Raw genomic sequence first — 20130 nt, 5'->3', positions numbered from 1 at the left:
ACATAAGATCCCTAGATCTTAACATTTTGTTCCTTAGGTTTTGCCTGCGTAACAGTAACAATCCTAATGCTATTTATTTTCAGTTAATTAAGCTAAGTATATAGAGGGCTGAAATTTATGTCAACGCTTTCATTCCAATGACTCAACCGCATCTGTTGCTGCTCTACTTTCCCAACAAAAAAAGAAACGAGCTCCTATAGCCCGTTCCTTTATTTATGATCCTGTTTTTTGAACTTTGAAGATCATATTTAAACCAAATCCAATCAGTACGAGTCCCGTGGCCTTATCAATGATATTTTGGACTTTGGGTGACATTAACCATCTTCTTACATAACCTAACAACAATACGATTGTAGTAAACCATAAAATCGAAAGTAGAGCGTAAAGAGAACCCATCAGTAAAAATTGCAAACTGGGATTATAGCCTGGTATAACAAATTGCGGTAGGAACGTGAGAAAAAAAATAGCAACCTTCGGATTGAGTGCATTGGAGACTAGTCCTTGTGTGAATGCTGATTTTCTAGACTTCCCTTGTTTCTCTTGAACCAAATGACTTTTCCCTTTTTTTATAAAGGAAGACAATCCCATATATATCAAGTAAACTGCCCCTGCATATTTGACTACTTCAAATGCTACAGCCGACTTCATTAATATTAAAGAAAGCCCCAAAGCGGCTGCCAAGGTATGTACGAGAGCTCCGCTAGTTAAACCTAATGCAATTTTCAACCCATCCTTCTTGCCATCAGTGAGAGTTCTTTTCGTTATTAAAGCAAAATCAATCCCAGGTGACATAACAATAAAGATGAGCAGGATCGTAAATGCCAATATATCGTTCATCATGCGCCTCCAGATGAAATTTCGGATACACTATACTAACGCGTTATCGGCTATATTTCAATACCTAACATTCATCCTTTTGAAGCTAATGTGCAACTCGATCACTGTTGAAATGTATCCGGCTCAAAATTTTTTAGTCAATAGCTGCAAGGTCGTGGACATTTTACAGTTCACCCTCATGTGTTTTTTTGAAAGCGAAAAATAATTAAAGCATCCTACCAGCAATCCGTAGACTTCCATTTTCGAACCCGACTTTCAGGAACAGAAAGAGCAGCGGCGATGTCCTTAAGTCGCATCGCCCCGCTGCTCTCCAACTACGTCTGTCTGGCTTTGCCCGTTCAGGGCTCCTCTCTCTAGGCATTCTACATTTCACCACTTCATATCTCAGGTCTCTGAATAATTAGACAAACTGACCGGATAAAAGACATAAACCTCAAAACTTTTACTGAATAAGTTACTACTAAGTAACAATATTAAGGCGTCAACTTTAATATTGTCATAGTTGTATTAATATTATTGTGCAACTGAGCAGGAGTTGCATTGGCATTTACCAGTTGTATTGTAGTTGGAACTGTTGTAACGGTTATAATAACCTCCGCTGCGATAGGTCCCCCACCATTACCTGAGAAAGGTAACGGTGTTATAGGAGTCCCGTTAACAGTGAGATTGAAGTCTGCGTTACCTTGATTGTGAATAGAAAATGAGATAAAGTAGCTACCCGTCTCGTTGATTGTTATCGTTGGAGAAGGAGGAGTAAAAGTAAATGCACCGCCAACATTCGCTAAAACCCCAGTAAGGGTAATTGGTGTGTTACCCGGAACTGTATCAGTCCCCGTACCAGGATCTGCTCTGAAAACACTTAAGAAGTCTGATATCCCGACACCTGCAGGCCCTGCTGGCCCCGTTGCTCCTGCTGGCCCTACTGCTCCTGCCGGTCCTACTGCTCCTGCTGGCCCTACTGCTCCTGCCGGTCCTACTGCTCCTGCAGGCCCTGCTGGTCCTGCTGGTCCTACTGGACCTGCGGGGCCTGGGATTCCTTGTAGCCCTTGTAGTCCTTGAGCACCTGGAATTCCCTGCGGACCTGGCAGTCCTTGGGGTCCTTGGGGTCCTTGAGGCCCTTGAGGTCCTTGAGGTCCTTGAGGTCCTTGAGGCCCTGGAACTCCTTTAACAATGACCTTCGGTAAAACTTTGAATTTTTTAACTGTACATCTTCTAAATTTTCTCCGATGCATTTTCTTTTGCCAACAATAATGTCGAAACATATTTAATGGTCACCTCCAAAGTCTAGTCAAATTAGCTTATTGTGCAAATCACCAAAAAGATTGGGCTGTTGACTTCATCTAGAAAAGATAGGCATAGGTGCCAGTCCATATGCTCCAGCTCGTTGGCCATGATCTTGTACCGCTGGTGACCGCCCACCCTGTTCACGGCGTGGATTGTATGCTTTTCCAACAAAAAAAAGGACTAGCACAATAGCTAGTCCTTAATGGTTGGATTAAAAAGTGTTACCTTCTATTATTTTTGGGTAAATGCGATTTTCAATCCGATGAGTGTAAATAACGAGCCTTGAATATAATTGATTTTTTTAGAAAAGGATGGATTTCTCCGTAGAAAGGAGCCTACTTTTCCAGCAAAAATACTTATCAAAATAAAAAGCACTAAAGTTTGCATTAAAAATACCACTCCAAGAACTAGCATTTGAACAGAAACATTACCGCTTTCCTGGTTTACGAACTGAGGAAGAAAAGCCAAGAAAAAAAGTGATATCTTTGGATTCAACAGATTCATGATGACACCTTTTTTATACAACGACTTGTAATTTAAGGTATCTCCACTCTTAAGTTCAAAATTCGTATCTTTTGCTCTAAATGACTTATACGCCAAAAATAATAGATAAGCTGCTCCAGCGTATTTGATTACTGCAAACGCCAAGGAAGATTGATAAATTATTGCTGCGAGACCGAAGGTTGCTGCAAAAATATGAACCAACAATCCTGTGCAAAGGCCTAAAGTAGTAAATATCCCTGCATTCCTACCCTTGGCTATGCTCTGTGTCAGTGTGAACACGTTGTCGGGACCCGGCATAATGGTGAGAACAATGGCTGCTCCCAGAAAAGCTAAAATAGTATGAAGCTCCACAAAACTTCCCCCTTTGGATAATTTGCATATATACTACACCACAATAAAGCGATCTGACAATTAAGTTAAACTGCCAAACAACTAGTATGTATAGAAACCATTAGAACAAATGAACGAATGTAAACTGTCGAATTACAGAAACTCAGCTGCAAGCTGCTTGAGTACTCATAGTGTAGCAATAGTATAGAAAAAGGGCCCCCTCTCGGGAGCCCTTAAAATAGCGGTATTACAGGGTTTTGAGGCCCTTATTACATCATGCCGCCCATTCCGCCCATGCCGCCCATGTCAGGCATTGCAGCCTTTTCTGGTTCTGGCTTGTCAGCGATCACTGCTTCAGTAGTCAGGAACATAGCCGCTACGGAAGCAGCGTTTTGCAATGCATAACGAGTTACTTTCGCAGGGTCAACGATACCTGCGTCAATCATGTTTACCCACTCACCAGTAGCTGCGTTGAAACCAACGCCTACTTCTTCGCGTTTCAAACGCTCAACGATAACAGAGCCTTCTTCGCCTGCGTTAGCAGCAATTGTACGGATTGGAGCTTCTAGAGCGCGCAACACAATGTTGACGCCTGTTTGCTCGTCGCCTTGCAGTTCAACAGCAGCAACTGCATTGTATACGTTCAGGAGCGCTACACCACCACCGGATACGATACCTTCTTCAACCGCAGCACGGGTTGCATTCAGAGCATCTTCGATGCGCAGTTTGCGTTCTTTCAATTCTGTTTCAGTAGCCGCACCGACTTTGATGACTGCTACGCCGCCGGACAATTTAGCCAGACGCTCTTGCAGTTTCTCTTTGTCGAACTCGGAAGTAGTTTCTTCCAGTTGTGTACGGATTTGGCTAACACGAGCGTCGATGTCGGCTTTGTTTCCAGCACCGTCAACCACAATCGTGTTTTCTTTTGTGATACGTACTTGACGTGCTGTACCCAATTGGTCCACAGAAGCTGTTTTCAGGTCCAGACCGAGTTCTTCTGTGATTACTTGACCGCCTGTCAGGGCAGCGATATCTTGCAGCATTGCTTTACGACGGTCACCAAAGCCAGGAGCTTTAACAGCTACAGCATTGAATGTACCACGCAGCTTGTTGACAACGAGCATAGCCAGCGCTTCGCCTTCGATGTCTTCAGCGATCAGAACGAGTGGCTTGCCTTGTTGTACGATTTTTTCAAGCAATGGCAGGATTTCTTGTGTGTTTGTGATTTTCTTGTCAGTGATCAGGATATACGGATTGTCCAGTACAGCTTCCATTTTGTCCGTATCTGTAATCATGTACGGAGAAATGTAGCCACGGTCAAACTGCATACCTTCAACGACTTCCAGTTCAGTTGCAAAACCGCGGGATTCTTCAACAGTGATGACACCGTCTTTGCCCACTTTTTCCATAGCTTCAGCGATCAGTTCGCCTACTTCATCATCAGCAGCGGAAATACCAGCTACTTGAGCAATGGATTGTTTGCTTTCGATTGGTTTGGAGATAGATTGCAGTTCAGCAACAGCTGCTTTAACCGCCTTGTCGATCCCTTTACGGATACCGATTGGGCTTGCGCCAGCAGTTACGTTTTTCAAACCTTCAGTGATGAGGGCTTGAGCCAAAACAGTAGCTGTAGTCGTACCGTCACCAGCTACATCGTTTGTTTTGGTTGCTACTTCTTTAACCAGTTGAGCGCCCATGTTTTCGAACGCGTCTTCCAGCTCGATTTCTTTTGCAATCGTTACACCGTCATTAGTGATGAGCGGGCTACCGAATTTTTTTTCCAGTACAACGTTACGGCCTTTCGGTCCGAGTGTTACTTTAACAGCGTTAGCCAATGCATCTACCCCGCGCAGCATGGAGCGGCGAGCGTCTTCACTGAATTTAATGTCTTTAGCCATTTGTGATAAACCTCCCTATGGATTATGAATGATTTGTTTCAATTCCTATATTTAGGTCTTGTCCGGGTTCCGGTTAACCGATGATCGCGTGGATATCGCTTTCTTTCATAATCAAATATTCTTTACCTTCATATTTGATTTCCGTTCCAGCGTATTTGGAGAAAATGACACGGTCGCCTTCTTTTACTTCCAGAGGAATACGGGCACCGTCTTTCAATGCGCCTGCGCCAACCGCGATAATTTTGCCTTCTTGCGGCTTTTCCTTGGCAGAGTCAGGAAGTACGATTCCGAAGGAAGTCGTTGTTTCTTGCTCAATTGCTTCCACCAATACGCGTTCACCCAAAGGTTTGATCATGAAAAAATAGCCTCCTTATTAAGTGTTTTATCCTGTAATTTGGTTGTTATGTTGTATGTATTAGCACTCAACAGTCGTCAGTGCTAACAACCAACTTTATGATACTCAACTTGAGATTGAATTTCAAGTCCCTAATGTATTTTTTATGGGAATTTTTATGGACAGCCATTCTCGATTATATCCACCTATCTTAAAAAATAACCGTTAACTCAAGGCTAATGGTTATTTTTAAGATAGCTATGCTACTCAATTTTAGAGAAATTAGTTATTGAGCCATTCAGGCCCTGTCTTATTATTCCGCAGCTACACGCAATTGGGCCTCTCGTTCCTCCTCTGCACGCAGTTGCTTACGGTACACGACTGATGACAAATATACACTCGCTTCATACAGCACCAGCAACGGTATCGCCACCAAAAAATCGGATATAAAATCCGGAGGAGTGATAACAACAGCGACAAAAACAAGCAGGAAATAAGAAATCTTTCGCCATTTACGAAGCCTCATTGGAGTTAATACACGAATCCCTGTTAGAAACATAATCAGCAGAGGAAGTTCAAATAGTAGCGCTACAGGCAATACAATATTAAACATAAAGGTGAAATATTGTGCAATGCCGTACGTTTCCTGCAATCCCATACTTTTGGTGACGGACGATGTAAACTGAATCGCCATCGGGAAAATAATGAAATAAGCAAAAGCCGCGCCAATTATAAACAAAAGCAGCACATAAGGCACATATCGCAAAGTTGCACTCCGTTCTTGCGGCCTTAATCCCGGACTGACAAACTTCCACAATTGGTAGCATGCAAACGGTAACGCCACTGCAATCCCAATAATCATGGCGATCTTCATATAGATACCGATCCCGTCCCAAAAGGAAAATGCGTTTAGCTGAAAAGCCTGCGCCGAACCGGAGCGAATAAGCCAGTTATAGACAGAACCTGCCGCAAACAATCCACCAGCCAGTGCCAATACAAATACAATCAGCACATAAATTATTCGGCGGCGGAGCTCACCCAGATGTTCCATTAACGGCATTTCATGCTCTGATGGGGTCAAGTCCTTTCCTCCTTTCTGAACGGAACGCAGCAGCGCCTCCTAAAAAATAAAGCCCTTCACTAAAGAAGAGGCTCATGTTCATTATACAAACAGCAAAATGAATAACTAGATCTACGACAAGCGCTTATCCTCAGGCTGAGGTTGAACTTCTGAAGATGACGTTTGTGATGCTTGGACCACACTATCTTTGCTGTCTTTGCTTTCTTTACGCCCAGCCCGTTCATCTTCAGATAAAATATCGCGTGCCCCGTTTTTAAACTCACGGAATGTACGCCCTACAGCTCGACCCAGCTCGGGCAGCTTGTTCGGACCAAATAGCAGCAGCGCCAGAATAATTAACAAAATATAACCCGGTGCTCCAATATTGGGCATGTGTAGTAATCCTCCTTATATTGACGGACAAGATGAATCTTTATCCGTATGCGACCTTATAAATTCTTACAGGTATCATACCACACACACGGGCTGCCTTCTACCGAAACTGACCTGTCACCATAAGCAGCGCTTCCGGGAGTTGATCCATAATCGCTGCCAAATTTTCATGCACGCCTTTGGGCGTTCCTGGCAAGTTGACAATCAGTGTACGTCCGCGTATTCCCACGATTCCACGAAATAGCATGGCCGCCGGATTTTTCTGCATTACGATCATTCTCATGGCTTCCGCCATACCTGGCACTTCCCGTTCCACGACCCGTCTGGTCGCCTCAGGTGTCACATCACGGATTGCCAGTTCGGTTCCGCCGGTAGTCAGCACCAAGTCTGCATGAAAATAATCGGTCATTTCGATTAAAGCCGCAATAATCTCATCCGGTTCATCGGGAACGATCCGGTATTCCACAATCTCTCCGCCCAGTTCTTCTTCGACGAGTTCCCGGATGACCTGTGCGCTTGTATCCTCACGCTCTCCCCTTGCCCCTTTGTCACTGGCTGTTAGGATCGCCGTTTTCCACACCATAAGATCACCCTTCTCCTATCATGAAAGAATACTTTCTCTTCTGAAAATCAGAAACAGCCACGCTGCATCCTCCATCACATCACAGTACCCTCTCGGCGACAATCCTGTCTATGTCAAGGTTTCCGGTGGTCCTCCCTTTGAAAATCCCCATGCTTGCCACCTGTTTTGGATTGCAGCATGGTAGGGCCGATGATCATATCTTTTTGCAGCGCCTTGCACATATCATACACGGTTAACGCTGCGGCTGAAGCCGCTGTCAAAGCTTCCATTTCTACACCTGTCTTACCCTCGGTCTTCACTTCAACTTCAATATGAAGCACGTCATGTCCATTATCGGAAAAAGTAATGTTCACGCCTGTCAGGGCTAGCGGATGACACATCGGTATCCAGTCTGACGTTTTTTTCGCGCCCTGAATCCCCGCGACCTGCGCCACAGCAAGAACATCACCCTTGCCGATTCTTCCTTCTTTTACAGCCGTCAATGTAGCCGGGTTCATCGTAATCTGAGTCACGGCGACTGCTGTACGAACCGTAGACGTTTTGCCCGAAATATCTACCATACGAGCTCGTCCCTGTTCGTTAAAATGAGTAAAGGAATCCACGACTCCCTCACAGCTCCTTTCACATACCCAACTTTACTTCATTCATCATCTGTCGATCTTGCATAATTACAATCTAGGCGTCCTTCCGATGTAAACAGCACGTCCACTCGCAAATCTCCTGACTCCATGGGTACTTGTGCCAACAATTGTCCCGGCAGCAGCAGCGAGACATAAAGCGGACCTATTGAGCCGTTATTACGCTTCTCTGCCTCTACCTGTGCAGTAAAACGATCATAGTAGCCTCCGCCATAGCCAATTCTGCCTCCATGACGATCAAAGGCCAAGCCGGGTACAACAACCCAGTCGATTCCCGTCCACATTTCAGGCAACCATTCCTTGCATGTCATTGCAGGTTCAGGGATGTTCCATACGCCGGACACCCTATTTCCGTACTGGTCCATCTCCCTCAGCTCCATGGTTCGGGTTACCGAATCCACTCTCGGGGCCAGGACACGATCTCCCTGTGACCAGCAATGCTCAATGAGGGGAGTCGTCGAAATCTCGCTGCCAAAAGAGAGATAACTAAATAAGGTTAGCTTATCTCCGTTTCTGTCTATTCTAAGCTGCTCCCATGCCTCGATTGCATGCCGACAGGCCACAGCCGATGCCTTCTGCCTTGTCAGCGGGTCCATGGAGTCACGCGCTTCCCGTTGCTGTACACGCAGCGCGTTCTTCACATTACAGACATCCACACATCCGCCCTCCCGCACAATCGTTGATAATCAGTAAAACGTTACAATTTTCCCATTTGTCAGTAAGTGTTACACGTTGCAAATTTTTTTCATTCTTTTTCACTTCTCGTTTAAGTTTATCATTGTTTATACAAATTGACTACACGAGGCTCAAGGGTTTACGGGTTGAAAGCAGTGCAATAGTGGGTAATTTCATGTAAACTGGAAAGAAGGTACCTGCGAAAAAGGCAGGAGGAACTGTGCAAAATGTAATGGAGGAACGATACGCTATGTTATTGCAAGTAACCGGAATTACTAAATCCTATGGAATTGAGCCCGTTCTGGACGGGATTAATCTTCAAATATTGGAACGTGAACGTATTGGACTGGTAGGTGTGAACGGTGCAGGCAAATCAACACTGCTCAAAATCATTGCTGGTGAAATTTCCTATGATAGCGGACAAATCTTTAAGGCGAAGGAAACCAGCATCGGTTATTTGGCGCAAAACAGCGGCTTGGATTCTGACCGTTCGATCTGGGATGAAATGATGCTGGTGTTCGCACCGCTGATTGAAGCAGAACGGGAACTTCGGCAAATGGAGCAGGAAATCGCCGATCCGGCTAATGCGCAGAACGAAAAGCGTTATGCCGATCTGCTTGAACGCTATGCACGACGCTCAGACTGGTTCAAGGATCATGGTGGCTATGAAATGGAGACCCGCATTCGCAGCGTGCTGCACGGTATGGGCTTTGGCTCATTTGCACCCGAGACGCCTGTAGTCACCCTGAGCGGAGGTCAAAAAACCAGGCTTGCGCTTGCGCGCATCCTGCTCCTTGCTCCAGACGTCCTTATGCTTGATGAGCCTACCAACTATCTGGATATTCAAACCCTGACCTGGCTGGAAGACTATTTGCGCGGCTACTCTGGCTCGCTGTTGGTCGTATCGCATGACCGATACTTTCTGGATCGATTGGTGACGACGATTGTTGAAATTGAGCGCCATCGCTCCATCCGCTATACAGGCAACTACAGCCGCTATATGGAGTTAAAGGCTGCCGAGTACGAAACAAATCTCAAGCATTACGAAAAGCAACAAGAGGAAATCGCCCGCATGGAGGCATTTATACAACGCAATATCGTGCGAGCGTCCACAACCAAACGTGCCCAGAGCCGCCGCAAGCAGCTAGATAAAATGGATCGTATGGATCGACCTATGGGCGATTTGAAAAAAGCCCACTTTTCTTTTGAAACTGCCTATATGTCGGGTAAAGAAGTGTTGGAGGTACGCGACCTTTCTGTAGCGTATGAGGGCAAAAAACCTTTATTCCAGCATGCCTCCTTTGACTTAAAACGAGGCGATACAGTGGCACTAATTGGTCCAAACGGGATCGGAAAATCAACACTGCTCAAATGTCTGACTGGCTCACTTAAACCTGCTGCCGGGTCCATCCACTGGGGTACGAAAATCAAAATCGGCTTATATGACCAGGAGCAGACAAACCTAAATCCCGCCAATACTGTACTGGAAGAGTTATGGAGCGAGTACCCTCATATGGAAGAAGCACGGATTCGGACAGTGTTGGGTAATTTCCTATTTAGCGGTGACGATGTACTGAAAAAGGTAGCTTCATTAAGTGGAGGAGAAAAAGCACGTGTATCCCTGGCCAAGCTGATGCTACGCGAAGCCAACGTATTAATTCTCGATGAGCCTACCAACCATTTGGATCTGTTTAGCAAGGAAGTGCTGGAAGCGGCGTTGATGGACTATGACGGTACACTGTTGTTCATCTCCCATGACCGTTATTTCCTTAACAAAATGGCTGAACGTGTCATTGAGCTTCATCCTGAAGGAATAGAACATTTCCTGGGGAATTATGATGACTATGTAGCTAAAAAACAAGAGCTGGAGGAAATAGCACAGGAAGCTCTCGAGGCAAATCAGAGCAGTCGTGGCAAAGCCTCATCTGCCTCTACATCCGCAACAGACGAGGCCACTCCCAAATCACGCGCGGCCACTTATGCGGCAGACAAACAAGCCAAAAGTGAGGAACGCAGCCGTCAACGCAAGCTGGAGGCATTGGAAAACAAGATCAAAACACTGGAAGAACAAATTGCAGGCTTGGAGGAACAAATGACCCTGCCTGAGATTTATCAGGATTACACAGCGCTTCAGGGGATTCAAGCACAACTCGACACCCATAAACAGGAATTGACTGAAACCTATGCATCCTGGGAGGAACTACTTGAGGCATAAAGCTGCTGCATAAAATCTTAGCCATAAAAATTTCACATTTCCCTCTTCTGTTTTTTGTACACAAGAATATCCACAACTTTTGTGCATGGACGGTATTGAAAAATGGCCTTTTAGGCCATTTTTTTATTGATAGAACGCCAATTTCAAATGAAAACCAAATTTATCCACTCTTTTATCCACATTATCCACAGATTTCACATTCAATATAGTTATGATATATCCCCCATTTGTCTATCTCCCAAAAGTCTTAGCCTGCTTGCTTCGAGCTTGTTTATCCACATTTTGAGCGGTATATGTGGATAACTTTGTTCACAACTTGACAAATCACATCAATATTCGGGCAGTATAAAATTTTCATATTTTTTTTGCTGGATCATGAAATATCGTGAACCATTGTGACGAATCATGCGAGGAAATAAAATACTGGCAATCATGCGCTCAAAATCCTGTATTTTATCCTCTTGAAATTATATTGTCATATATGTATAGCACGAAACCAAAAAGACACGACCCCAAATGTGTCGTGTCCTTCCAATTCGTTCAATTAAGTTTGAACAGACCACTCTTCCAGAGACAGGCCTGGATCAGCTTTCATGTCCAATGAGGTAAATTCTCCGCGTTTCCACTTGGCGTATGCCGCGGCACCGATCATCGCTGCATTATCTGTACAGTATTTCATGGAGGGTACAAGCAGTTCGATTCCTTCACGATCACAACGCTCCCGCAATGCTGTACGCAGTCCACGATTAGCAGCAACACCACCGCAAAGCAGTAGCTGCTTCGCGCCATATTCACGCATAGCGCGAATCGCTTTTTCTACCAGCACCTCTACGACTGACTCTTGAAAGCCTCTTGCAATCGCTCCCGCATTTACCGTTTCTCCGCGCATTTTCGTCTGGTTAATTACATTCAGCACCGCAGATTTCAAGCCGCTAAAGCTAAAATCATAAGAATCCGGCTCCAGCCATGCACGCGGCAAAGTAACCACTTCCTCCGATTCATGGGCTACACGATCCACATGCGGACCGCCGGGATATGGAAATCCGATGGCTCGTGCTACTTTGTCATAGGCTTCTCCAACCGCATCATCTCTTGTACGACCAATGAGTTGAAAATGACCTTCGGATTCCATTAGCACCAGCTCGGTATGCCCTCCTGACACTACGAGAGCAATGCACGGATATACAATATCATGCTCCAGCTGATTCGCATAAATATGTCCCGCAATATGATGCGTTCCGATTAGCGGCTTGCCGAACGCCATAGCAGCACTCTTGGCGGCGACAATTCCAACCAGCAACGCGCCGACCAGTCCTGGTCCTTGTGTCACGGCAACCGCTGAAATCTCACGGGGGCTGATTCCCGATGTTTGCATAGCCTCGTCCAGCATATAAGTAATGCTTTCCACATGTTTGCGTGATGCTACCTCTGGCACAACACCGCCAAAGGCTTTGTGTGTTTCAATCTGACTGGAAATCAGATTCGAAAGCACCTCGGTGCCGTTTTTCACGACGGAAACAGCCGTTTCATCACAACTCGTTTCCACTGCTAGTATATAGCAAGGCTCGCCGGAGACAGAGCCTGTACCTGCTTTTTCCGCTTGCGTCATTGCTCCTGCACGCTTCCTTCCTGTTCACCGGATGCCCCGTGTGCGGGAAGATCCGCCCACATGATCACGGCATCCTCGTTATTATCCGAATAATAGCCCTTGCGTACACCTGCGGGCTTAAAGCCCTTTTTCTCATACAAGCCCTGAGCGATCCGGTTCGTTACTCGTACCTCCAAGGTCATACGTTCCATCCCTAAATAAGAGGCAGTCTGCATCAGCTCATCTAACAGCTTGTCTCCAAGCTTGCGTCCTCGATAAGCCTCGCGAACCGCAATATTCGTAATATGAGCCTCATCCATAATCGTCCACATGCCTGCGTAACCAATGGCTCGTCCATTAAGCTCCATAATCATATATTTAGCAAAATGATTCATCGTCAGCTCATTGCGGAAGGCTTCCTCCGTCCACGGCAGCGTGAATGCTTCATGCTCAATCTCCAGCACATCGGGGATGTCATCCAGCTGCATTAAGCGAAACTCAAGTTTCTCTTCCTGCTGTATGTTCTTTGCCATGTTGCTCACCGCCTCTTCAGCGCTGACGAAGCAGATTGGCTTCCGCCTCGGCCAGCTGGGTATAATTCGGAACCAGCGTATGTAGCTCGTCATGTTCTTGACGAAGCAGCTTATCCGCCCCAAGGCGGCCAACCCATTGTCCTTCCAGCTCATAAGGCACAATGCGAAGCTCGCTCCATGCACGCAAGCGCTCGGCTGTTTCGGCGTGAACTGCCGTTTCACCGACGAGCCAAATCACCGCAGGACGCTCCTCGGCGGGCAAAACCTCCAATCGTTGCAGCAAATCATCGGTCCACGTAGTCATCAACCGGATGGCATCCGGCTCTATTCGCTGTGGACTGACGATGTCGTTAGCTGTATTCGCGACGAACAGCCCCGTGTACACCTGACCACGCCGCGCATCCAGCACAGGCACAATCCAGTCTGCCGCCTGCGCTCTGGATGAGTCGTTATGCATAGACTCCTGTTTACCCTCTTGCTTCTCCAGTTCGATACCACGATTCCATCCACCCCACGCCAAAGCCTGCAAAGTGGAAATGGATGTTACCGGAACACCCCAGGCCCAAGCTAATGTTTTGGCTGCAGTCACGGCAATTCGGATACCGGTATAAGATCCCGGTCCAATACCTACCGCAAGACCGTCCACATCATTGCGTGTCAGTCCTGCTTCGCTCAAGAGCCGCTCCAGCTCGGTAATGACATGCACCGAGTGATTGCGTTCACCATAAACGTTACTTTCTCCCAGCAGCTCTTTTCCGTTCATCAGGGCGGCCGCCATTACGGTCGTCGCTGTATCTAACGCCAAAAACCGCTCACGCGGCTTTTCATTTACATCTGTATGCTCTCTTTGCATGGTTCAAACTCCATTCTCCCGCAAACTGCGGCACCATTGTTCATAAGGCTCGCCGTACCCGGTCAGGTGAATCAAGCGTTCCCCCACATCCGTTGTTTCTATATACATGTGAAGCCGCTGATCCGGCAACATATCCGGTATAATACTACCCCATTCCACCAGACATACTCCTGTACCGTAAAAATATTCGTCCAGCCCAAGATCCTCCGCCTCATCCTGGGAAATCCGGTATACATCCATATGATACAAAGGCAAACGACCCTCGTACTCCTTAATAAGGGTAAAGGTTGGACTATTTACGATACCTGGCACACCTAAATGGCTGGCAAAAGCCTTGGAAAAAGCAGTCTTACCTGCTCCCAAATCTCCATCCAGCACAATCACGGTTCCGGGAACCGCTTGGGCTGCCAAAAAGCCTGCTAATGTCCCGGTCTGTGCCTCTGAGGCAGAACGGAATACCAACTGTTCCTGCGAAATTGTCATCTCTTTTAATCACCTTTCGTCCGAATCGGACCGTTCCAACTTGTTCTTTATTATATAGTTCACCTTATGTCGCCGCAAGGCATGAAGACATGCTATTGTATGTTAAGTGATATACACAGGGAGGGAATCGAAGGGGCAGACCAGCTGATTATTGCCGGGATGCAAACTGAATTTTGTCTCGACACGACTTGCCGAAGCGCCTATCGCCTAGGATACCAGAACAACGTGCTTGTGTCAGATGCGCATAGTACATTTGATAACAAGGTGCTAAGCAGCGAACAAATTGTAGCTCACCACAATGCAACGCTAGGTCATCGTTTTGCGCGTTTGCTTGCGACAGCAGATATACATTTTTCTTGAGTTTTGTAAAGTTTATCCCCCAAGCCGATTGCTTTCAAGCAAATCGGCTTCTTTTTTTACTCATGCATATAAAAAACACTGACGTTTTCCAGAGGAAAGAAATTCTTTTCACAGATTGATTTGAAATTTCATATTTAACAGAAAATTCAATTTTTGATCACAATTTTCAGAAAAATAAAGAAATTAACAGAAAACATTAGAATGGCCTAATTATTGTGGAGGATATGGCTCCATAAACATCTGTATTTAGATCTATGTAAAGATTTGAACATTGAGCAAAATCTGTATTAGAACTATGATAATTCTGGCTTTAATTTCCAGAAAGGGAAGAAGGCGATCGGCCCGTCATACTCACTGTCTTAGACACCATGATATGCCCGCATGCAAATGTATCTTGCAGTCTCTGCGTTTCATAGGTATGTACCGAAATTACGAATTGAAGTGCAATCATGGATGTATTGTGTCCTTCGAACACAGCGAAAGGAATGTGAGTTTTTATGAAAAAAGTAGCTATAGTAAGCCCGTTGAGAACAGCGGTCGGTTCTTTTAACAAAACCCTTGCACCTCTAAGCGCTCCTGAACTGGGAGCAACTGTGATGACCGCATGCCTTCAGCAAAGTAAATTAGAGCCTTCTTTGATTGACCAAATTTTTATGGGAAATGTTCTTCAAGCGGGCAATGGACAAAATCCTGCCAGACAGGCGGCACTAAAAGCGGGAATCCCCATTCATGTGCCCGAGTCAACGCTAAACACGGTTTGCGGTTCAGGACTTCATGCCGTCGCGTTAGCCTATGATTCAATACTGGCGGAACAAGGAAACATCGTTTTGGCCGGAGGCATGGAGAGCATGTCAAACGCCCCTTATCTTCTAAAAAATGCAAGAAACGGCTACAAGCTTGGCAACGGTGAATTGGTAGACTCCCTGGTGGCCGACGGTCTAACATGTCCGATCAACCATTACCATATGGGAATTACCGCAGAAAATGTTGCCGAAAAATATGGAGTTTCAAGACTTGAGCAAGATGAGTTCGCCTATGAAAGCCAAATAAAGGCTTTCCAAGCAAAAAAGAATAAGTTTTTTGAAGAGCAAATTGTTCCGGTTACGATCAAAAACAAAAAAGAAACTATTTATTTCACAGAAGACGAACACATAAGAGAAAATACGACGAAAGAAAAGCTTTCTCATTTAAAGCCTGCATTTAAGGAGAACGGAACAGTTACTGCTGGAAATGCCTCGGGAATCAATGATGGCGCGGCAGCCATGCTCGTTGTGTCAGAAGACAAATGTAAGGAACATGCGTTAAAGCCGTTGGCATATATCAAGGGCTATTCACTTGTCGGCGTTGACCCTGCATATATGGGCATGGGACCAGTAAAAGCCATTTCGTCACTCCTGAAGCAACAGGGAATGTCGATTGATTCGATTGATCTCTTTGAAATTAATGAAGCATTCGCCTCACAAGCATTAGCGGTGCTAAAAGAGCTTGGACTCAACCCGGAGAAGGTCAATGTCAATGGCGGCGCGATCGCGATCGGTCATCCTGTTGGTGCAAGCGGTGCTAGAGTATTGGTTACGTTGGTACATGAGATGGTGAGAAGATCTTCACGCTATGGCATAGCCTCGTTATGCATCGGAACAGGAATGGGCATAGCCATGCTGGTTGAAAATGCTCTCATTTAAAGTGCGTATTCAAGATGACTTGTTGAAATATCTCTTAAAAAGGAAGGGATCGCTATGAATCAAAAAGATGTGCTTTCACTCCAATCCATGCCTGCGGCCAGCGGCAGTTATGGACGTCCGCCATGCCGCTTCATTAACCGGGAATTCTTTATTATAACCTATGAATCCGATCCCGCTGCAATTAGACAGGCGGTCCCTGAACCTCTTCAGCCGGATGGAAGTAATACGGTTTCCTATGAATGGATCAAAATGCCCGATTCATCCGGTTTAGGAAGCTATGAGGAAAGCGGTATTGTCATTCCGTGTACTTATAATGGAGAACCGTGTAATTTTGTTGCCCAAATGTATCTGGATAACGCACCTGCTATTCTGGGGGGACGTGAAATCTGGGGATTTCCGAAAAAATGGGCGAAGCCTCGCCTGATCGTTGAGGATACAGAGACGCTGACAGGTACGCTGCATTATAATAACGTCCTGGTAGCCGTGGGAACCACCCCTTTCAAATATAACACTCTTGATGAAAAGGAAACGGCTAAAGCCATCGCAAAAACGCAGGTTAATTTAAAATTAATTCCTGATGTTGACGGCACCCCTAAAATCGCTCAGCTAGTGGCATATAATCTTGAAAACATTACTGTAAAAGGCGCTTGGTCAGGACCTGCCAGATTAAGTCTGATCCCCCATGTCAACGCTCCGGTGGCAGATTTGCCGGTTAAAGCTTATGTTGGCGGAAAACATTTTATTGCCGACCTAACACTTCCATATGGAAGAGTCCTCTACGATTATCTCCAATAAAGTTTGCTTTCCTAAAAAATATATAAGGAGACGGAACCATGGATAAAAAAGTAAACTCCGCTGAAGAAGCAATTAAGAAAATCAAAGACGGGGACACGGTGATGGTCGGAGGTTTTATGCAGGGAGGCATTCCAGAGGAACTGGTGTGTGCACTTGTAGATACAAATTCCGCTGATAATCTTACAATTGTTTCCAATGATACAGGCACGCCCGAATTATCTATTTATAGACTTGTGAAAAGCGGCAGAGTCAAGCGAATTTTCGCATCCTATATCGGCTCCAATCCAGAAACGGGAAGACTCCTGATGACGAAGGAAGCAGAGGTTCAACTTTTCCCGCAAGGGACGCTCGCTGAAAAAATACGCGCAGGCGGAGCCGGTTTGGGTGGATTTTTAACCCCTGTAGGTGTAGGCACCATCGTAGAAGAAGGAAAACAAAAAATCAAAATTGACGAAAGAGAATATTTGCTCGAACTGCCGCTCAAAGCCAATGTGGCGCTCATTAGAGCCCATAAGGCTGATGAAGCAGGAAACCTTGTCATCAACGGCTCTTCACGCAACTTCAATTTGGTGATGGCTACCGCAGCCGAGTATGTAATTGCTCAGACAGACGAATACGTGAAGGTAGGGGAAATTGACCCCAATCATATTAACGTTCCCGGAATATTTGTCGACGCGATTGTAAAGGTGGGTGAAGACAATGAATAACAGAGAGTTGATTATTAGAAGAATAGCCCAGGAATTCAAAGATGGCGAAGTGGTCAATCTTGGTATCGGATTGCCTACAATGGCGGTGGACTACATCCCCGACAACGTTAATATTATGCTACAGGCAGAGAATGGAATCGTCGGCGTTGGCCCTAAAGCGGCTCCGGGAAAAGAAAGACTCGATTGTATCGATTCAGGCGGAAACTATGTTACAACCGTAAAAGGAGCATGTTTTCTTGACAGTGCGCTGTCATTTTCCATCATTCGTGGGGGGCATGTGGACGTCACCGTTTTGGGTGCCCTAGAGGTCGATGAGAAAGGCAACCTTGCAAACTGGATGATCCCGGGGAAAAAGGTGCCAGGCATGGGCGGAGCCATGGATTTGGTGGTTGGAGCCAAGAGAGTAATTGTAGCTATGGAGCATCTGAACAAAAATGGGGCGCCAAAAATACTGAAACAATGCAAGCTGCCCCTAACCGCTGTAAATGTGGTAAAGACCATCGTAACCGAAAAGGGTGTCATCGATGTTATCCCGGGTCAAGGGCTGATGCTTAAGGAAATTGCACCCGGTTTGTCGGTGGAAGATGTTCAAATAGCAACAGAGGCTGAGTTGATGATTTCTCCGAATTTGAAGACCATTGCAGTGTAAAGACCAGTTCCACCTTCAAATTAACTTGTTTGGCGTTTAACTTGTCTCCTTGATCACATTCATTATATAGAATAAGGTTCGCTAATTGCTCATTGAGCAATTGCGAGCCTTTTTAGGTTGTAGCCTCTCTCCTATTGTTCTTCTAATCGATCCACACGAACGGTTTGTGTATTGCCAGGTCTGCTGCCGATCTGGATCGTTGCCATACCGTTCGCTTCATCTACATGCTCAATCCAAATCGGTTTGCCATCCAATTGGACGGCAATCGTATCGGATGAATCATAAATGGCTTTTGCTCTTTCTACATTCATACTGTTCTCCTCCTACTCATTGTTTTTGTGCAATATTTACAAATACAGGCCACCTAATCTTCATCTATAATCCGTTCAACATCCAATGAAGGAAAGCTATGTGAAGGCGAGGTTGAAACTACAGCCTCCAAATCCACATGAGCGACAGCTACGGGAAATGGCGGCCGCGTTGCATGTGAAAGGGCAAACTCGGGTGGCAATGCATCCTGTTCGCCTCCAGCAGGCCCTCGAAAGGCAATGTGACTTTGCCCCACACGATGACTGATTGGCTGAGGATAGGGTTTTCTAGGCATCAATGGTGTACCTCCTTTTGCATCAGATATGGCTTAACATTCACCAAAAAAACCGAAACCATGCGCAAGTGTAAGCAATTCGCAGCCTTCATTTGCACCTCATACAATCCTTTGTGCGAAGCATACTAAGTGAAAAATGAAATGCTCACAGCCCGGGTGCCCGGAATCGAAATATGAAATATACGGATTAAAAAAGGAGGACTGGCGGTATGCATACGGTCTGGAAAGGCGCGATCAGCTTCGGGCTGGTTCATGTGCCAGTTAAAATGTTTTCGGCTACTGAGGACAAGGATATTTCCATGCGTTATATTCACAAGGAGTGTGGGAGCCCACTAAGCTATGTACGGAAGTGTCCTGTTTGTGATAAGGAGGTTGAATGGGAGGAAATTGGAAAAGGATACGAATATGAAAAAGGGAAATTTGTCATGTTCGACAAGGAGGAACTGGAGCAAGTTAGCGGACAAGCCGATAAAAATATCGTGATTTTGGATTTTGTGGATTTGCAGGAAATTGATCCGATCTACTTTCAAAAAACGTATTATTTGTCACCGGATCAGGCTGGCTCGAATGCATATAAGCTGCTCATGAATGCAATGAAGGATACCGGAAAAATCGGGATTGCCCAAATCTCCATCCGCTCGAAAAGCAGTCTGGCAGCCATTCGCGTGCTGGATGAATGCTTGGCGGTGGAGACCATGTTTTACCCGGATGAAATTCGTCCCATTGCTCAAGTTCCCAACTTGCCCGGACAGGAGGAGGTTAAAGAAAAGGAGCTGACCATGGCAAAAATGCTGATTGAGCAGCTGTCTACCCCTTTTGATGCAGCAAAGTATACGGATCAGTATCGCGAGCGTCTACTGGATCTTATCCAGCATAAAGTGGCCGGTGAAGAGGTGCGAATTGCCCCTACACAGCCTCAAACCAATGTGGTGGATTTAATGGCTGCCCTTCAAGCCAGTATCGAGGCCGTAAAGCCAGTCGTTACCGACCCCGGTCCTGGTGCAAAAAAACGCCCTGCGCGTAAACCAGCTGCCGCGCCAGCACAGCAGGCTGTCGCAGGCGACGCCCTCTCTCCGACTCCAGTCAAAAAGAAAAGAAGTAGCACCAAACGCAAAGAAACTTGAG

23 protein-coding genes and 1 pseudogene are annotated in these 20130 nt (G+C 45.8%); 7 read left to right on the top strand and 17 right to left on the bottom strand.

Going from position 1 to position 20130, the window contains the following annotated elements; all coding sequences use genetic code 11:
- Positions 1-213: 213 nt before the first annotated feature.
- The 11 genes from ABEW32_RS09525 to ABEW32_RS09475 all read right to left on the bottom strand — a co-directional run bounded on the left by ABEW32_RS09525 (position 214) and on the right by ABEW32_RS09475 (position 8517).
- A complete protein-coding gene (locus ABEW32_RS09525) occupies positions 214-837 on the bottom strand; it encodes a LysE family translocator (protein ID WP_430186855.1) in 624 nt (207 codons plus the stop codon).
- A 215-nt stretch (positions 838-1052) separates the two neighbouring features.
- On the bottom strand, positions 1053-1133 hold the full coding sequence (locus tag ABEW32_RS09520) for a phage terminase small subunit-related protein (protein WP_430187050.1): 81 nt from the start codon (positions 1131-1133) through the stop codon (positions 1053-1055).
- A gap of 177 nt (positions 1134-1310) precedes the next feature.
- The gene (locus ABEW32_RS09515; protein WP_430186853.1) at positions 1311-2069 is read right to left on the bottom strand and encodes a collagen-like protein; all 759 of its coding nucleotides are present in this window, start codon (positions 2067-2069) and stop codon (positions 1311-1313) included.
- Between the two features lie 283 nt (positions 2070-2352).
- Complete coding sequence (locus tag ABEW32_RS09510) at positions 2353-2976, bottom strand: LysE family translocator (RefSeq protein ID WP_430186851.1); 624 nt, start codon at positions 2974-2976, stop codon at positions 2353-2355.
- Between the two features lie 248 nt (positions 2977-3224).
- Positions 3225-4853 (bottom strand): chaperonin GroEL, encoded by a 1629-nt coding sequence (gene groL, locus ABEW32_RS09505; protein WP_264216523.1) that lies wholly within the window; start codon positions 4851-4853, stop codon positions 3225-3227.
- 73 nt (positions 4854-4926) lie between these two features.
- A complete protein-coding gene (gene groES / locus ABEW32_RS09500; RefSeq protein WP_007429271.1) occupies positions 4927-5208 on the bottom strand; it encodes a co-chaperone GroES in 282 nt (93 codons plus the stop codon).
- A 292-nt stretch (positions 5209-5500) separates the two neighbouring features.
- A complete protein-coding gene (gene tatC, locus ABEW32_RS09495) occupies positions 5501-6268 on the bottom strand; it encodes a twin-arginine translocase subunit TatC (RefSeq protein ID WP_430186849.1) in 768 nt (255 codons plus the stop codon).
- 111 nt (positions 6269-6379) lie between these two features.
- Positions 6380-6640, bottom strand: coding sequence for a twin-arginine translocase TatA/TatE family subunit (locus tag ABEW32_RS09490; protein WP_430186847.1), 261 nt, complete (start codon positions 6638-6640; stop codon positions 6380-6382).
- Between the two features lie 100 nt (positions 6641-6740).
- Complete coding sequence (locus ABEW32_RS09485; protein WP_013369877.1) at positions 6741-7223, bottom strand: MogA/MoaB family molybdenum cofactor biosynthesis protein; 483 nt, start codon at positions 7221-7223, stop codon at positions 6741-6743.
- A gap of 113 nt (positions 7224-7336) precedes the next feature.
- The gene (gene moaC, locus ABEW32_RS09480; RefSeq protein WP_017426496.1) at positions 7337-7825 is read right to left on the bottom strand and encodes a cyclic pyranopterin monophosphate synthase MoaC; all 489 of its coding nucleotides are present in this window, start codon (positions 7823-7825) and stop codon (positions 7337-7339) included.
- A gap of 38 nt (positions 7826-7863) precedes the next feature.
- Complete coding sequence (locus ABEW32_RS09475; protein ID WP_430186844.1) at positions 7864-8517, bottom strand: 5-formyltetrahydrofolate cyclo-ligase; 654 nt, start codon at positions 8515-8517, stop codon at positions 7864-7866.
- Between the two features lie 269 nt (positions 8518-8786).
- Here ABEW32_RS09475 and ABEW32_RS09470 point away from each other — a divergent pair, with 269 nt between their 5' ends.
- Positions 8787-10751: an ABC-F family ATP-binding cassette domain-containing protein gene (locus ABEW32_RS09470; RefSeq protein ID WP_430186842.1), complete on the top strand. Its 1965-nt coding sequence runs from the start codon at positions 8787-8789 to the stop codon at positions 10749-10751.
- A gap of 544 nt (positions 10752-11295) precedes the next feature.
- Here ABEW32_RS09470 and tsaD read toward each other — a convergent pair.
- From tsaD to tsaE, 4 genes are read right to left on the bottom strand one after another with little or no spacing between them, the layout of a single operon-like run.
- Entirely contained in the window at positions 11296-12360 is a 1065-nt protein-coding gene (tsaD, locus tag ABEW32_RS09465) for a tRNA (adenosine(37)-N6)-threonylcarbamoyltransferase complex transferase subunit TsaD (RefSeq protein WP_430186840.1), read from the bottom strand.
- Positions 12357-12872, bottom strand: coding sequence for a ribosomal protein S18-alanine N-acetyltransferase (gene rimI / locus ABEW32_RS09460; protein WP_430186838.1), 516 nt, complete (start codon positions 12870-12872; stop codon positions 12357-12359). Before rimI ends, tsaD begins: the two co-directional genes overlap by 4 nt.
- Before the next feature lie 16 nt (positions 12873-12888).
- Entirely contained in the window at positions 12889-13725 is an 837-nt protein-coding gene (tsaB, locus tag ABEW32_RS09455; RefSeq protein ID WP_430186836.1) for a tRNA (adenosine(37)-N6)-threonylcarbamoyltransferase complex dimerization subunit type 1 TsaB, read from the bottom strand.
- A gap of 3 nt (positions 13726-13728) precedes the next feature.
- Positions 13729-14208 (bottom strand): tRNA (adenosine(37)-N6)-threonylcarbamoyltransferase complex ATPase subunit type 1 TsaE, encoded by a 480-nt coding sequence (tsaE, locus tag ABEW32_RS09450; protein ID WP_430186834.1) that lies wholly within the window; start codon positions 14206-14208, stop codon positions 13729-13731.
- 132 nt (positions 14209-14340) lie between these two features.
- On the opposite strand from tsaE, the pseudogene ABEW32_RS09445 reads away from it, so the two are divergent.
- The 5 genes and pseudogenes from ABEW32_RS09445 to ABEW32_RS09425 all read left to right on the top strand — a co-directional run.
- Positions 14341-14568: pseudogene (locus ABEW32_RS09445) on the top strand (isochorismatase family protein); the annotation flags it as partial.
- 497 nt (positions 14569-15065) lie between these two features.
- A complete protein-coding gene (locus ABEW32_RS09440; protein ID WP_430186832.1) occupies positions 15066-16250 on the top strand; it encodes an acetyl-CoA C-acetyltransferase in 1185 nt (394 codons plus the stop codon).
- Positions 16251-16304: 54 nt separating this feature from the next.
- The gene (locus ABEW32_RS09435) at positions 16305-17045 is read left to right on the top strand and encodes an acetoacetate decarboxylase (RefSeq protein WP_430186830.1); all 741 of its coding nucleotides are present in this window, start codon (positions 16305-16307) and stop codon (positions 17043-17045) included.
- A 38-nt stretch (positions 17046-17083) separates the two neighbouring features.
- A complete protein-coding gene (locus ABEW32_RS09430) occupies positions 17084-17752 on the top strand; it encodes a CoA transferase subunit A (protein ID WP_430186828.1) in 669 nt (222 codons plus the stop codon).
- On the top strand, positions 17745-18401 hold the full coding sequence (locus tag ABEW32_RS09425; protein ID WP_430186826.1) for a 3-oxoacid CoA-transferase subunit B: 657 nt from the start codon (positions 17745-17747) through the stop codon (positions 18399-18401). The genes ABEW32_RS09430 and ABEW32_RS09425 overlap by 8 nt, the downstream gene beginning before the upstream one ends.
- A gap of 131 nt (positions 18402-18532) precedes the next feature.
- Here the strand turns inward: ABEW32_RS09425 and ABEW32_RS09420 are convergent, their stop codons facing one another.
- The gene (locus tag ABEW32_RS09420) at positions 18533-18712 is read right to left on the bottom strand and encodes an H-type small acid-soluble spore protein (protein WP_430186824.1); all 180 of its coding nucleotides are present in this window, start codon (positions 18710-18712) and stop codon (positions 18533-18535) included.
- A gap of 53 nt (positions 18713-18765) precedes the next feature.
- Positions 18766-19005, bottom strand: coding sequence for a hypothetical protein (locus ABEW32_RS09415; RefSeq protein ID WP_430186822.1), 240 nt, complete (start codon positions 19003-19005; stop codon positions 18766-18768).
- A gap of 209 nt (positions 19006-19214) precedes the next feature.
- On the opposite strand from ABEW32_RS09415, the gene ku reads away from it, so the two are divergent.
- Positions 19215-20129 carry a non-homologous end joining protein Ku gene (gene ku / locus ABEW32_RS09410; RefSeq protein WP_430186820.1) on the top strand — a complete coding sequence of 305 codons (915 nt, stop codon included), beginning with the start codon at positions 19215-19217 and terminating at the stop codon, positions 20127-20129.
- Position 20130: the final 1 nt, after the last annotated feature.

The sequence above is a fragment of the Paenibacillus jamilae genome, assembly GCF_050482105.1.
Lineage (GTDB): Bacteria > Bacillota > Bacilli > Paenibacillales > Paenibacillaceae > Paenibacillus > Paenibacillus jamilae_B.
This window is presented reverse-complemented; position numbering and strand designations above follow the sequence as displayed.

Excerpts from the sequence above, each read along its gene's own strand:
- ABEW32_RS09525 (WP_430186855.1), bottom strand. The coding sequence starts at position 837 with ATGAACGATATATTGGCATTTACGATCCTGCTCATCTTTATTGTTATG.
- ABEW32_RS09520 (WP_430187050.1), bottom strand. The coding sequence starts at position 1,133 with ATGCGACTTAAGGACATCGCCGCTGCTCTTTCTGTTCCTGAAAGTCGG.
- ABEW32_RS09515 (WP_430186853.1), bottom strand. The coding sequence starts at position 2,069 with ATGCATCGGAGAAAATTTAGAAGATGTACAGTTAAAAAATTCAAAGTT.
- groL (WP_264216523.1), bottom strand. The coding sequence starts at position 4,853 with ATGGCTAAAGACATTAAATTCAGTGAAGACGCTCGCCGCTCCATGCTG.
- groES (WP_007429271.1), bottom strand. The coding sequence starts at position 5,208 with ATGATCAAACCTTTGGGTGAACGCGTATTGGTGGAAGCAATTGAGCAA.
- ABEW32_RS09490 (WP_430186847.1), bottom strand. The coding sequence starts at position 6,640 with ATGCCCAATATTGGAGCACCGGGTTATATTTTGTTAATTATTCTGGCG.
- ABEW32_RS09485 (WP_013369877.1), bottom strand. The coding sequence starts at position 7,223 with ATGGTGTGGAAAACGGCGATCCTAACAGCCAGTGACAAAGGGGCAAGG.
- ABEW32_RS09470 (WP_430186842.1), top strand. The coding sequence starts at position 8,787 with ATGTTATTGCAAGTAACCGGAATTACTAAATCCTATGGAATTGAGCCC.
- tsaD (WP_430186840.1), bottom strand. The coding sequence starts at position 12,360 with ATGACGCAAGCGGAAAAAGCAGGTACAGGCTCTGTCTCCGGCGAGCCT.
- rimI (WP_430186838.1), bottom strand. The coding sequence starts at position 12,872 with ATGGCAAAGAACATACAGCAGGAAGAGAAACTTGAGTTTCGCTTAATG.
- tsaB (WP_430186836.1), bottom strand. The coding sequence starts at position 13,725 with ATGCAAAGAGAGCATACAGATGTAAATGAAAAGCCGCGTGAGCGGTTT.
- tsaE (WP_430186834.1), bottom strand. The coding sequence starts at position 14,208 with ATGACAATTTCGCAGGAACAGTTGGTATTCCGTTCTGCCTCAGAGGCA.
- ABEW32_RS09440 (WP_430186832.1), top strand. The coding sequence starts at position 15,066 with ATGAAAAAAGTAGCTATAGTAAGCCCGTTGAGAACAGCGGTCGGTTCT.
- ABEW32_RS09435 (WP_430186830.1), top strand. The coding sequence starts at position 16,305 with ATGAATCAAAAAGATGTGCTTTCACTCCAATCCATGCCTGCGGCCAGC.
- ABEW32_RS09430 (WP_430186828.1), top strand. The coding sequence starts at position 17,084 with ATGGATAAAAAAGTAAACTCCGCTGAAGAAGCAATTAAGAAAATCAAA.
- ABEW32_RS09425 (WP_430186826.1), top strand. The coding sequence starts at position 17,745 with ATGAATAACAGAGAGTTGATTATTAGAAGAATAGCCCAGGAATTCAAA.
- ABEW32_RS09420 (WP_430186824.1), bottom strand. The coding sequence starts at position 18,712 with ATGAATGTAGAAAGAGCAAAAGCCATTTATGATTCATCCGATACGATT.
- ABEW32_RS09415 (WP_430186822.1), bottom strand. The coding sequence starts at position 19,005 with ATGCCTAGAAAACCCTATCCTCAGCCAATCAGTCATCGTGTGGGGCAA.
- ku (WP_430186820.1), top strand. The coding sequence starts at position 19,215 with ATGCATACGGTCTGGAAAGGCGCGATCAGCTTCGGGCTGGTTCATGTG.